Origin of the sequence: Rhodococcus sp. ARC_M12, from assembly GCF_022810385.1 — a bacterium.
GTDB lineage: Bacteria > Actinomycetota > Actinomycetes > Mycobacteriales > Mycobacteriaceae > Rhodococcoides > Rhodococcoides navarretei.
Genome location: NZ_JALGQI010000006.1, coordinates 171,586 through 183,259 on the forward strand (window position 1 = coordinate 171,586; position 11,674 = coordinate 183,259).

General features: G+C 64.6%; 13 protein-coding genes and 1 pseudogene. 6 read left to right on the plus strand and 8 right to left on the minus strand.

Annotation, left to right across the window (positions count from 1 at the left end):
- Nucleotides 1–16: 16 nt before the first annotated feature.
- The gene (locus MTX35_RS09940) at nucleotides 17–517 is read left to right on the plus strand and encodes a metallophosphoesterase (RefSeq protein ID WP_243594797.1); all 501 of its coding nucleotides are present in this window, start codon (nucleotides 17–19) and stop codon (nucleotides 515–517) included.
- A 15-nt stretch (nucleotides 518–532) separates the two neighbouring features.
- On the opposite strand, the gene MTX35_RS09945 is transcribed toward MTX35_RS09940, so the two are convergent.
- Entirely contained in the window at nucleotides 533–1,258 is a 726-nt protein-coding gene (locus MTX35_RS09945) for an SDR family NAD(P)-dependent oxidoreductase (protein WP_243594798.1), read from the minus strand.
- Between the two features lie 74 nt (nucleotides 1,259–1,332).
- Between MTX35_RS09945 and MTX35_RS26000 the strand changes: the two are divergent.
- A pseudogene (locus MTX35_RS26000) lies at nucleotides 1,333–1,516 on the plus strand (helix-turn-helix domain-containing protein); the annotation flags it as partial.
- Between the two features lie 545 nt (nucleotides 1,517–2,061).
- On the opposite strand, the gene MTX35_RS09955 reads toward MTX35_RS26000, so the two are convergent.
- The 3 genes from MTX35_RS09955 to MTX35_RS09965 form a co-directional block, all read right to left on the minus strand.
- Complete coding sequence (locus MTX35_RS09955; RefSeq protein WP_243594799.1) at nucleotides 2,062–3,015, minus strand: HAMP domain-containing protein; 954 nt, start codon at nucleotides 3,013–3,015, stop codon at nucleotides 2,062–2,064.
- A 133-nt stretch (nucleotides 3,016–3,148) separates the two neighbouring features.
- Nucleotides 3,149–5,398, minus strand: coding sequence for an HNH endonuclease signature motif containing protein (locus tag MTX35_RS09960; RefSeq protein ID WP_243594800.1), 2,250 nt, complete (start codon nucleotides 5,396–5,398; stop codon nucleotides 3,149–3,151).
- A gap of 114 nt (nucleotides 5,399–5,512) precedes the next feature.
- Nucleotides 5,513–5,830, minus strand: coding sequence for a helix-turn-helix domain-containing protein (locus MTX35_RS09965; RefSeq protein ID WP_243594801.1), 318 nt, complete (start codon nucleotides 5,828–5,830; stop codon nucleotides 5,513–5,515).
- A gap of 66 nt (nucleotides 5,831–5,896) precedes the next feature.
- On the opposite strand from MTX35_RS09965, the gene MTX35_RS09970 reads away from it, so the two are divergent.
- A complete protein-coding gene (locus MTX35_RS09970; protein ID WP_243594802.1) occupies nucleotides 5,897–6,655 on the plus strand; it encodes an SDR family oxidoreductase in 759 nt (252 codons plus the stop codon).
- 41 nt (nucleotides 6,656–6,696) lie between these two features.
- Here the strand turns inward: MTX35_RS09970 and MTX35_RS09975 are convergent, their stop codons facing one another.
- From MTX35_RS09975 to MTX35_RS09990, 4 genes are all read right to left on the minus strand, one after another.
- On the minus strand, nucleotides 6,697–7,251 hold the full coding sequence (locus MTX35_RS09975) for a DUF6764 family protein (RefSeq protein ID WP_243594803.1): 555 nt from the start codon (nucleotides 7,249–7,251) through the stop codon (nucleotides 6,697–6,699).
- A 640-nt stretch (nucleotides 7,252–7,891) separates the two neighbouring features.
- Nucleotides 7,892–8,359: a MerR family transcriptional regulator gene (locus tag MTX35_RS09980; protein ID WP_243594804.1), complete on the minus strand. Its 468-nt coding sequence runs from the start codon at nucleotides 8,357–8,359 to the stop codon at nucleotides 7,892–7,894.
- A gap of 29 nt (nucleotides 8,360–8,388) precedes the next feature.
- On the minus strand, nucleotides 8,389–9,234 hold the full coding sequence (locus tag MTX35_RS09985; RefSeq protein WP_243594805.1) for an SDR family NAD(P)-dependent oxidoreductase: 846 nt from the start codon (nucleotides 9,232–9,234) through the stop codon (nucleotides 8,389–8,391).
- Nucleotides 9,235–9,306: 72 nt separating this feature from the next.
- Nucleotides 9,307–9,771: a tRNA (cytidine(34)-2'-O)-methyltransferase gene (locus tag MTX35_RS09990; RefSeq protein ID WP_243594806.1), complete on the minus strand. Its 465-nt coding sequence runs from the start codon at nucleotides 9,769–9,771 to the stop codon at nucleotides 9,307–9,309.
- 33 nt (nucleotides 9,772–9,804) lie between these two features.
- Between MTX35_RS09990 and MTX35_RS09995 the strand changes: the two genes are divergently transcribed.
- From MTX35_RS09995 to MTX35_RS10005, 3 genes are read left to right on the plus strand one after another with little or no spacing between them, the layout of a single operon-like run.
- Nucleotides 9,805–10,413, plus strand: a complete 609-nt coding sequence (locus tag MTX35_RS09995; protein WP_243594807.1) for a pentapeptide repeat-containing protein — start codon at nucleotides 9,805–9,807, stop codon at nucleotides 10,411–10,413.
- Between the two features lie 56 nt (nucleotides 10,414–10,469).
- Nucleotides 10,470–11,327, plus strand: a complete 858-nt coding sequence (locus tag MTX35_RS10000; protein ID WP_243594808.1) for a bifunctional methylenetetrahydrofolate dehydrogenase/methenyltetrahydrofolate cyclohydrolase — start codon at nucleotides 10,470–10,472, stop codon at nucleotides 11,325–11,327.
- A gap of 11 nt (nucleotides 11,328–11,338) precedes the next feature.
- Nucleotides 11,339–11,656 carry a DUF3017 domain-containing protein gene (locus tag MTX35_RS10005; protein WP_243594809.1) on the plus strand — a complete coding sequence of 106 codons (318 nt, stop codon included), beginning with the start codon at nucleotides 11,339–11,341 and terminating at the stop codon, nucleotides 11,654–11,656.
- Nucleotides 11,657–11,674 lie beyond the last annotated feature (18 nt).

Here is an 11,674-nt window from a genome sequence, read left to right on the forward strand (position 1 = left end):
CGTGCACAATCGAGTGGTGAAGTTGCTGCTGATTGCTGACACTCATCTCCCGAAGCGGGCTCGCGTACTGCCCGACGAGGTGTGGACCGCCGTCGACGACGCCGATGTGGTGATCCATGCCGGTGATTGGGTGAATCTGGCTGCGTTCGAGGAGCTCTCGCAGCGGTCGCGTCGACTGGTTGCGTGCTGGGGGAACAACGACGGTGACGAGTTGCGGGAGCTGATGCCCGAACGCGCCGACGTGGTGCTCGGCGGGGTTCGGTTCACCGTGGTGCACGAGACCGGTGCCGCGACGGGACGTGAACGACGCATGGCGGCGGCATACCCGGAGACCGACGTGCTCGTGTTCGGCCACAGTCACATCCCGTGGGACACGTTCGCGGACAGCGGGCTACGGCTGCTCAACCCTGGATCGCCGACGGATCGGCGTCGACAACCGTTCTGCACGTACGTGACTGCCGTCGCCGAGAACGGAGAGCTCGGCGAAGTCGAACTGCACCGCATCGCACCTCGTTAGTGGCAGCCGAGGCGTTCACATACCGCCGGCCACCCGAACGACGGTTCCGGTGGCATATCGAGCATCGGCGGAGAGCAACCACGACACCGCACCGGCAATCTCGTCCGGCACACCGGGGCGGCCGAGGGGGATGCTCGACGCCATCTTCTGCGGCCGTCGTCGATCTCGGTGGAAGTCGGTCTCGATGATTCCGGGTGCCACCGCGTTGACGCGAATATTCAGCGAAGCAACCTCTTTGGACAAGCCGACGGTCAGTGTATCCACTGCAGCCTTGGCTGCCGCGTAGTGGACGTATGTTCCCGGACTGCCCAGGGGCGCGGCAGCGGAGGAGATGTTCACGATCGAGCCACCCCATTCGGCCATTGCCGCGATCGCGTACTTGCAGCAAGTGAGTACCCCGACGAGATTCACGTCGAGGTCCGCTCTGATGGTCTCGATGTCGTTGTTCGCCAGCATCCCTATGGCACGCGCCGAGCCGGCGTTGTTCACCAGACCGGTGACAGTGCCGATCTCGGCGGCAGCGCCGAACAGATCGATCACCGCCTGCTCGTCGGTGGTGTCGGCTCGAATGGCGATCACCGTTCTGCCGTCGGCCGACAATTCGTTTGCCACTGCTCGCGCGGTAGCGGAATCGGAGCGGTAGCCGATGACCACGTCGTGCCCGTCGGCCACCAGCCGTCGGGACACCGCAGCGCCGATTCCGCGACTGCCACCGGTGACGATCGTCAAGGGAGCGCTCATCGTTCGACACTAGCCACCGCGGAGAGGGCACAATTGCGGAAGCAGCACCCGCGTTCGACGGAAGGAGGTCTTCGGTGATCGATCGACCGGAGTTGGCCGTTTTTCTGCGGCGGCGACGCGAGTCTTTTGCAGCCCGAGGACATCGGCCTTCCACGTGGACAGCGCAGGCGAACGCGGGGCCTTCGGCGCGAGGAGGTCGCCGAACTGTGTCATATGTCGACCGACTATTACGCCCGCCTCGAACGTGGGTCCGGTCCTGCTCGAGTTACCCATCGGACGAGCATCGCGGCGCGATCGGGGACCATCAACTGGGACGACCTGAACTGGGAGCGTTCCTACGACGTCATGAAGGCATACAGTCAGTCGAAGCTCGCGGTGGCCTTGTTCGCCCGCGAACTCGACGCACGCAGCAGGGCCGGTGGATGGGGAATAACCAGCAACATGGCCCATCCCGGAATTTCACCGACCAATCTGCTTGCGGCCTAACCGGGTCTGGGGCGTCCGAAAGATTCTGCGGGAAGACGGCTCATCGGTGTTCTTGCTCGTATCGGCATCGCGGGAACAGTGGACAGCGCCGCGCAACCGGGTGTGATCGCAGCGATGAGTACAGCCTCGCGCGGTGATCAGTTCGTCGGTCCTACCCGGTTGATCGGTGGGCCGCCGGGCGAGGTCGAGCTGTGGAAGCCACTGCGCAACATGGACGACGCGCGCCGGTTGTGGGAAGCGTCCGAACAGCTGACCGGGGTGCGCGTGTCGTCCTTAACAGTCGACGGCCGTTCTGTCGGCTCGATCGGCGGTAGGCGTCACTGCGGGGTCGGCGCGGGTTCCCGGGCGTGGTCGACCAGGTCGTGCACCAGACCGATGATGACGTCCATCTGAGCGATCACTTCGACGCGCAATCGGTCCTGCTGGTCCTCCGGCATCTCTGGGGTGTCCGGCCGGTCGAGAGACATCAGTAGATCGATGTTGGTGCGCAGTGCTGTCAACGGTTCCATCAGTTCCGCCCCGGCGTCGACGATCAACTGGCCCTGGCGTGCTCGTGAACGAGACAGGGACGCCAGCATCTCGTTGAAGCTATTGGCCAGTGAAGCCAGTTCGTCGTCTCCGTTGACGTCGATGGGCTCGAAATCTTGTGTGCGGGCCACGCGTTCTGTACCGGCACGCAGTCGTGTCACGGGGCGGAGTCCGGTACGTGCGACTGCGGCACCGGCGACGCCTGCGAGCGCAACGAGAAAGGCTCCGACGAGAACGAGTGCCAGCGTCAGTTTGGCCAGTAGAGGTGACGCGGCGCTGAGCGATTCGGCCACCATGATCGTTTCGCCGGCGTCGGTGCGTTTGGCGGAGATGTAGTAACCACGTACTTCGCGCAGGGATTGATTCGTCGTGCCGTCGATGACAGACATTTCCGGGTCGTCCAGAACTCCGTTGGAATTGGTGAACGGCTCCGAGCCGTTCGACGACGTCACCAGAGTGCCGTCGGTCGTCGCGAACGCGACCTTCACCGCGGTCCCCTCGGTGTCTTCGATGCGAAAACCGAGCAGGTTGGCCGGTACCCCCGTTGCAGCGCTGGCAATAATGGCGTCGCTGTTGCGTTCGACGCGGTCGACGATCTGCGAGCGCAGGGCCTGTTCCGCGACGAGATAGATCGCCAGAGCGCTCACCGCTACGGCTAGAGCTGCCACGCTCATCGTCAACACCCGGATGCGGCCGTGCAACGTCAGCGCTCGGGGGCGAGCGGTTGCACGTGGATTGCTCATTTCTCGAGTATGCAGGTCTAGGGGAGACAAGAGTTTTGCAGGCTGCGTAGATCCGGTTCGCCGGCACTGCAGGTGGTGCGCCGGCCGTCCCGGGTCTGCCGTGCCGTGGGCTACTCCCCGGAGCGGCCTGTGGTCAGAATGGTGGGTCTTCGGTGTCCTCGGCCGTTGGTTCCGTTTGGGGCTCGTTGTTGTCGGGTGGGTTGGGGTAGGCGATGATGCCGGATCGTTTCGGTTGGGTGGGGATGTGTGGTCTGAGATCGTTGTCGAGGTTGGGGACGGTGGTTGCGTTGGCGGGCAGGGTGATGCGGGTGGTCTTCGAGGTGGATCGCCAGAGGATGGCTCCGCCGGGGAGCATGACGGCGGTCCAGTAGCCGGCTGTTTTGACGGAGTGGTGGTATTCGCAGAGGCATTGCAGGTTGTTCACGGTGGTCCAGCCGCCGCCGAGTGGGTTGGTGTGGTCGAAGGGGTCGATGTGGTCGAGTTGGCAGCGTGCGGCGGGGCGGTGGCAGTCGGGGAATCGGCAGTGTCGGTCGCGGAGTCGGACGGCGGCGATGGTGAGGGCGTCGGGTCGGTAGATCAGGGCTCGATCGGTGAGGGGGTCGCGTCCGACGGGCTTGCCGAGGGTGGGGTCGGCGGCGATGGCGGCTTCGAGGGCTGCGGCGAGGGAGGCGTTGCCGAGGTGGATGCCGGCGGGCGTGTGGAGGGTGTGGTGGTTCGGCCAGACCATCGAGCGGAGGTCGAGGGCCTTCATGTTGCGGGCGGGGTGTCGGATGTCGTTCAGGTCGAGGGCAGAGCTGTGCCGTGTGCCTCGGCCGACGGGGGTGTGGGTGTAGAACAGGGCTGCAGCGGAGGTCAGGGATTGGGTCCGTCGTTGAGGTTCGTTGCCGCCGCAGTCGGGTGGACTGGGGTCTGCCGATGGATGGGCAGGGGCGTCCTCCGTTTGCTCATCCATCGGAGCCGGTGATGTCGTAGTGCCCGGTTCCGGCCCGAGGAGTCTTCGTTGCGTGGGGGTTGTTGTTGGTGGTGGCCCCGTTGTCGGTGTCGCCGGTGCTGGCCTGGGTTGCTCGGGTCGATCTGGAGCAGTGAGGGTTTCGGGTCGATCGGAAGCATCGCCGGGTGCTGGCTCCGGTGTCGACGTGGGCACCGGCGCAGGTGCTTGTGCTGGATCGGGTGTTCGAGGTGGTTCTCCGGTCGGGTCGGGTGTCGAACTCGATGCGCCGACCGGGCCTCGCGCCGATGCTGCATGCGACGGTGCAGGATCGGAGCCATGGTCGGGTTCTGTTCCCTGACCGGCAGCGGATTCCGGTGCCGGTGCGGTATCGGTGCTCGCTGTCGTTGCGGTTGCCGTTTCGGTGCTGGTTGCCGTTGTTGCTGTCGCTTCAGTGTTCGTGGCCGTATCGGTATCTGTGTTCGACTCCGAGTCCGACTCCTGCTTCTGATCTTTCGGTGTTCGTTCCCAGTCACCCGTCTCGGTGTTCTGGTGTGCGAGTCCGAGTTTCTCGGCGAGGGTGACTGCTTCGGTGAGCAGGATCTGCCAGTTACTGTTGCGCGCCAACTCCCTCGCCAAATCCGCATCGATGGATCCGTGTCCGGCCAGGTAAGCGGGGTTGGCGAGCAGTCCGAGCAGGGTGGCGATGTCGACGGTGATCATCGTCAACGGAGCCCGACAATCCGGCAATGCCGCATCCTTTTTCGGGCAGTCATCGCGTTGGCACAGGCATGCCAGGTGGGGTTCGCCGTGCATGCGGGCCATGAACGCATCGCACAGGCGTTCTTTTCTGCCGCGGGGGTCTTTCGGGCAGAGGGTGTCGGCCATTTCTTCGAGGAGTTGCCAGGCGGCGGCGGCTTCGGGTGCGGTCAATTCCGCTCGGATGCGGGCGAGTTCGCCGGCGGGGCTGTAGGTGATGGTCCGGAATTTCTTCGCGAATTCCCTTAGTGCTGCGGCTTCCTCGGGTGCGACACGGAGCAGGATGTCCCAGATCTCCTGCTCGAGGGGACCCGGTGACGACCGGCGGGCTGCTTCGACGATCTCGTCCTCGACCAACGTGAGGATCTCGTCGGGGAGGTTGTCGAGGATCCGGCACACCGTCCGTACTCGCGGGAGGTCGATCTCCCCGGACTCGAACGCGCTCTTCACCAGTGGAAGCCGGGTATGCAGGGCAACTCCGACGGACACGTACCCCTCGGCGACGGTGGCCGAGCAACCCAACGCCACTGCCATTTCGGTGCGTCCGTATCGGCTGTAGTGCTTGTGTTTGGTGTCGCGGGTAATCCAGTCGCAGTGCACGCGATAGCAGGCGGTGATCTTGCGAAAAGCTTGACGATTCTCTGCGCGTGCGGCAGCGGTCAACGCCTCCAACGACACAGTCGGTACTGCACCCATCCTTTTCACCCCCCCGGTGAGCCGAAACAAGAACGCCTGTTCGAACTGAAAGAAGCGTAACTCGACCCACCGACACAAACGGAAAAATCGCTTCGAGGGGACCGAATCGTCTGGTCAGGGCTGGTGATCGGTCACTTCGGTGTCCTCGTTCCACCGCTGTGCCCATTGCCAGAGTGGTTCGAGTGCCGGCCCCAATTCTTCACCCAGTTCGGTGAGGCGATATGAGCCGTCGGAGTCCTTCATCAGTACGCGCGCTTCGATCAGGGTGCGCAAACGCGTGGCAAGAACGCTGGATGAGATGTCATCGGTGCGTCGCCGTAGCTCGAGGAAGCCAAGGGGGCTGCTGCGTAGTTCCCACAGAATGCGCATGTTCCATCGCTGACCCAGAAGGTCGAGGACGGCCGACATCGAACGGCTGGGTGTGCTTGCCATTTCCATCGCGCTCGATCATAGTGATTCGAAAATCGAAGCAGTTCGAAAATCGAAGTGGAGGCGTCGATGAAGCAGCGAGCAGTCGGAAGATCGGTATTGATTACTGGTGCGTCCCGGGGTATCGGAGCGGAGACCGCGGTGCAACTGGGTGCCGAAGGCGCTGCGATTGCTGTGAACTTCCGCGAGAAGAAGCGTCGAGCCGATGCCGTTGTGCGCACGATCGAGGAGGCCGGAGGGCGCGCACTCGCCGTCGGTGCCGATGTCACCGACCCCGAAGCAGTCGACGCGATGCTGAACGCTGTCGTTGCTGAGTTCGGCGCAATCGACGTTCTGGTTCTCAATGCGTCTGGTGGGCTCGAGCTCGGTGCAGATCCCGGATACGCCATGAGCATCAATCGCGACGCGCAGGTGGCAATGGCTCGAGCGGTCGCCGACCGCATGAAACCAGGCTCACGGATCGTCTTTCTCACCAGTCATCAGGCGCATTTCTACGGCAGGAAGCCCGTGCCCGTCGAGTACGAGCCCATTGCTGCGAGCAAGCGAGCAGGCGAGGACGCCCTTCGCGACATGATTCTGGAAATGAATTCTCGCGGTATCGAATTGGTTGTGGTCTCCGGCGACATGATCGAGGGCACCATCGTCGTCACTCTGCTTGAACGCCGGAATCCGGATGCGGTGGCCGCGCGCACCGCTCAGGGCGCGCTTCCCACGGTTGCCGAATTCGCGGCGGCTGTGGTGGACGCTGCCGTCGGGCCGATCGAGAAGTCCGGTCGCACCGTATATGTAGGAGGAGCCGATTACCTCGACGGGTTCGTGTCGGGGTAATCGGCTCCGTTCGACCGAAGTCGTGTTGTGCGATCGGGCAATCAGCTACCGAGGACGCAGAACTGACCGCTCGTGAGGTTCAGTGCCAACGACAGCGGTCCGACACAATCGACACCCCGTGCCTCCGAGGTGGCTCCGGATCCCCACCCGGCGAGTGCGAGAGTCGTCTGTCCTGCGTCGGCCCACGAGTGAGCGATTCCTCCGCCGAGTGCGAGTGCGTAGGCCGTCCCCGCATTCTTGCTTGCTCCGAGTGCGACGCCGTAGCCGTTGGCGTAGGTGGTAGTCGAGCCGGGGCCGTCGTTGACGCTCACTGCGGTGCCGCTGTCGGCAGCACCTGCGGTGGCCCGTCCGGTGCCGTTCGAGGTAGCTCCGCAGCTGGCGGTGTCATCGACCTGGATGTCGTTGGCCGACGGCGGAGACACGCAGTTGACGGGGGCTGCCGACGCGGTGGCCGTGCCCGACAGGGCTGCGACGGTCAGTCCGGAGCCCATCGCGAATATTGCTGCGGTGCGGGCAATTCGACTACCGAACCGACTCGACGTGCGCGCGGAGGAGGAGGTGGAGGACGAGAGGCGGGGTAGGGAAACAGAGAACAACAGGAAGCTCCTTCACGAGCGAAAACGGGCCGGTGCGGCACACGGTACCCCGCTCTGGGACTCCATGGCAGCAAGCAGGTGCGGATTGTGTAACGGTGCCGCCGGCATCCGGTGACGGATCGTCGTAGAAGTCCGGTTTCTCGCACCCCGGCTGCAGCTGTCGTGGCCGCCCGATGCACGTTCGGGTCTATGTCGTGCGCTGCGTCCGATGCAGCGAGTTCTTTTCCACCGCTGAAGCTTTCGGTGGAATAGGCGCGTCCGATGCTCGCGTTGGAGGCGCCCTTCGACTCCGAACGTCGGTGGTCCTCGACACCGTCCGAACGAAAGCAAATCGTTACCGGGCGGCTCTCGATCCCCGCCGGACAGCCCGCATTCCGGCCGATAGTTCGAGGCTACCGCCAGCCCGATCCGGTACCTGGGCGAACTCGACAGGTCGGTGTCACAGAAGAACTACCTCTCGGGCCGGGTCGATTTGTCGACCCTCACAAAGAGTTTCACCTTTGACAAGAAGGCGCACGGGCGACACCCGGCAGCTTCCGGAACGCAACGCGGGCCGCGCTCCCGTGGTTGCCGGCATCGCAGCGGCCGGCTACTGAGCCGTCCGGTTCCGGCAACGATCGAAAACCTGACGTCACGATTGTCACGGACCGGTGGCACCGCCGTACGTTGCAATCTTGTATTCGGTTGCCACCAGCGAGAGTTGCAGTTCGCGGATCCGACGTCGGACGTTGTCTCGATGCCCGACGAGCATGTCGAGTCGTTCCGGAACGGTGTGTTCCCCGCCGTCCACCAATTCGACGTAGTGCTGCAGGTCGCGCATGGGCATCCCCGACAACCGGATGCGGGTGAGGAACACGATCCGTCGGACGGCCGCATCGTCGTAGCGTCGATGGTCGAGTCCGTCGCGAGCAACCTCGATCAGGCCGCACCGCTCGTAGTACCGCAGCGTGTGCGGGGAGATATCGAGCAACTCGGCGACCTCGGCGATGCCGAGCGGTTCGGAGAGTTCGCCTGGTTCGATCAACTCGTGAACCAGTTCGGCGGTCAACGGTGCCTCCGAATCCGCAACGGCCGCCAGCGCCCTGTTCATCAAGTCCGTCGTCGCCATGAGTACAGAAGATAGTCCGGGCGCAGCCGTCAGACCGGGCGGACGGGTTCGGGTACACCCGGGAAGTCCGCGCTGCATGACAGTTCGGCGTGGGTCTCCACAGACACCAGTTCACGACGGTACGACTCGCGCAGCCGTCGGACGGCCTCGCGTCCGAGAGGAATACGCAGTGGAGCGGACTCTGCCCCGACCAACTGACGGATGACGAGAGCCGCTCGGTGCGGGTCGCCTTCCTGCCGACCGTCGGCCGCGAGCATGTCCGCCCTGAAATCGCCGAGAAGGTCGGCGTACACCTCCACGGGTGTGGCGCGTTCGAGCACGTCGGCACTGTTGAAAGCGGTCCGAAAGCGGCTCGGCTCGACGATCAGAACTCGAATCCCGAACGGTGCGACCTCGCCTGCCAGTGCCTCCGACCAGCCCTCCAGCGCAAACTTTCCAGCGGAGTACGAGCCCGCACCAGGGAACGAGATGCGGCCGCCCTGACTGCTCATCTGCACGATCGTGCCGGTGCCTCGCGCGCGCATCCCCGGCAGCACGGCGCGAGTGAGAGCGGCAGGACCGATCACATGCTGTTCGAGCATGTCCCGCAACCGGGCGTCGTCGATTTCCTCGGCGGAACCGATCTGTCCGACGCCACCGTTGTTGACGAGTACGTCGATCCGTCCGAACCGGCTGATTGCCGCGTCGATCACGGCGGGCGCGGACCCGGTGTCTCGGACATCGAACTCGATCGGCAGTAGCGACTCCGGATACTCGGCGAACAGGTCGTCGATGCGTTCGGGGCGACGCATCGCCGCGACCACGGTCTCGCCTGCTGCCAACGCGGTCTCGGTCAGAGCGCGCCCAGACCGGAGGATGCCCCGGTGAAGAGCCATGTTCGTGGTGGAGTAGGTGTTCGAGTCATGAAACGCACGCTATGACTTCGAGCGCGCTCGAACGCAAACCCGTCAGACGCTGCCCTGATAGCCGTGTTGCCGCCAGGCCTCGTACATCGTGACCGCCGCCGCGTTGGCCAGGTTCAGGGATCGACGGCCGGGGATCATGGGGATTCGAAGTCGATCGGTCACGTGTGGGTCGTCCAAGACGTCGTCGGGCAATCCGGTGGGTTCCGGCCCGAAGAGGAGCACATCGCCGGGTTCGTACGCGACGTCGGCGTAGGGCCGGGTCGCGTGGGCGGTGAAGGCGAACACACGCGTCGGAGCCATCGCTGACCAGGCCGACGGCAGGTCGGCATGCACCGTCACCGACGCCAGATCGTGGTAGTCGAGCCCGGCCCGCTTGAGCTTCGGTTCGGACATGTCGAAGCCGAGCGGGCCCACCAGGTGCAGTTCGCAGCCGGTCCCGGCGACCAGGCGAATCGCGTTTCCGGTGTTCTGTGGGATGCGGGGCTCGAAGAACATGAGTCGAAACACCCGGTTCACTCTGCCATCACGAACCCGGGAAGTATGGGGCAGGTGGACGACGAACAGACGATCGGTGAGGACTTTTCCGACACGCGACTGGACGGGCAGGAGTGGACCGGCAGGCAATTCGTGCGGTGCACCTTCCGCGATGCGGACATGAGCGGTGTCCGAACCGAGTCGGTGGTGTTCACCGAATGCGACTTCACCGGCACCGACCTGACCGAATCGATTCACACGAACTCCGCATTTCGATCGTGCACCTTCACTCGTACCAATCTGCAGCACAGCACTTTTCGTCACTCGACCATGATGGGATCGATGTTCGTCGACAGTCGCATGCGTCCAGCGACGTACGACGAGGTCGACTTCACCCTCGCGTCACTGGGCAACGCGGACCTTCGGGGCCTCGATCTGACGGGGTGCCGGATGCGGGAAGCGAACCTTGTCTCCGCAGACTTTCGGAAGGCCACTGCACGCTCGGTCGATTTCACAGGTGCCCGTACCGTCGACGCGAAGTTCGACGATGCCGATCTGCGCGGAGCCGTCGCCGACGCATCGCTGTGGGTGAGCGCGAGCCTGCGCAACGCGAAGATCGAGCTGATGCAGGCCGTGGCGCACGCGGGAGCACACGGGCTCGTCGTCGAGGGCTGACGGCGGTGACGGGACCGGCGCGCCGCTGCTGACGCCGAACCTGGAACAATGACCGGGTGACTGCAACGATTCTCGATGGCAAAGCGACCCGTGACGAGATATTCGTCGATCTCACCGCCCGCGTGGCGACGCTGCGTGAGAAGGGCATCACCCCGGGTCTGGCGACCGTGTTGGTGGGCGACGATCCCGGTTCGGCCGCGTACGTACGGGGCAAGCACAACGACTGCGCCAAGGTCGGCATCACCTCGATTCGTCGAGACCTGCCTGCGGACATCACCCAAGCGGATCTCGAAGCCGTCATCGACGAACTCAATGCCAACCCTGATTGCACGGGCTACATCGTCCAGCTGCCGTTGCCGAAACAACTCGACGAGAACGCTGCCCTCGAGCGAATCGATCCGGACAAGGACGCGGACGGTCTGCACCCGATCAACCTCGGCCGTCTCGTGCTCGGCAAGGAGGCCGCACTGCCGTGTACGCCTCGCGGGATCGTGCACCTGCTCCGCCGGTACGACGTCGAGCTCGACGGTGCGCACGCGGTGGTCATCGGCCGCGGTGTGACGGTCGGGCGACCCATCGGCCTGCTGCTCACGAGACGTTCGGAGAACTCGACGGTCACGTTGTGCCACACCGGAACTCGCGATCTGGCGGCCGAGGTCTCCCGCGCAGACATCGTCATCGCCGCTGCCGGCGTGCCCGGATTGATCACTGCGGACATGGTCAAGCCCGGCGCTGCCGTGCTCGACGTCGGGGTGACCCGCACCGAGGACGGACTGCGCGGCGATGTCGCCGACGGTGTCGCGGAGGTGGCCGGATTCCTGTCGCCCAACCCCGGCGGCGTCGGACCGCTGACACGGGCCTTCCTGCTCACCAATGTCGTCGAGCGCGCCGAACGCGTCGCCGCCGAGAGCTGAGCGAACCGGACGTGAGCGACACAGAGGATGCGCGGAGCGAGCCCGACGCGGGATTTCGCGCGGCAGTTGCGCGCAACCTACCGATCGTCGCAGTCTCGGTCGTTGTCCTCGCCGCGCTGATCCTGGTGCTGGCCGATCGCTGGCGGCGCGGTTCGTTCATCTTCGGGTGCGCCGCGCTGCTCGCAGCCGTGTTGCGGCTGTGCCTACCCGAAACCCGTGTCGGCACACTGCAAGTACGCAGCCGCGGGTTCGATGTGCTGGCGCTGGGCTGCGTCGGCGGAGCGATCGTGTTCCTGTCGCTGTCGATCGATCCGTTGGGAACCGACTGACTCAGGGCCGACGCGCCG

Bases quoted from the DNA above. Each gene is read 5' to 3' on its own strand.
- MTX35_RS09945 (WP_243594798.1), bottom strand. From the start codon at position 1,258: ATGAGCGCTCCCTTGACGATCGTCACCGGTGGCAGTCGCGGAATCGGC.
- MTX35_RS09955 (WP_243594799.1), bottom strand. From the start codon at position 3,015: ATGAGCAATCCACGTGCAACCGCTCGCCCCCGAGCGCTGACGTTGCAC.
- MTX35_RS09960 (WP_243594800.1), bottom strand. From the start codon at position 5,398: ATGGGTGCAGTACCGACTGTGTCGTTGGAGGCGTTGACCGCTGCCGCA.
- MTX35_RS09965 (WP_243594801.1), bottom strand. From the start codon at position 5,830: ATGGCAAGCACACCCAGCCGTTCGATGTCGGCCGTCCTCGACCTTCTG.
- MTX35_RS09970 (WP_243594802.1), top strand. From the start codon at position 5,897: ATGAAGCAGCGAGCAGTCGGAAGATCGGTATTGATTACTGGTGCGTCC.
- MTX35_RS09980 (WP_243594804.1), bottom strand. From the start codon at position 8,359: ATGGCGACGACGGACTTGATGAACAGGGCGCTGGCGGCCGTTGCGGAT.
- MTX35_RS09985 (WP_243594805.1), bottom strand. From the start codon at position 9,234: ATGGCTCTTCACCGGGGCATCCTCCGGTCTGGGCGCGCTCTGACCGAG.
- MTX35_RS09995 (WP_243594807.1), top strand. From the start codon at position 9,805: ATGGGGCAGGTGGACGACGAACAGACGATCGGTGAGGACTTTTCCGAC.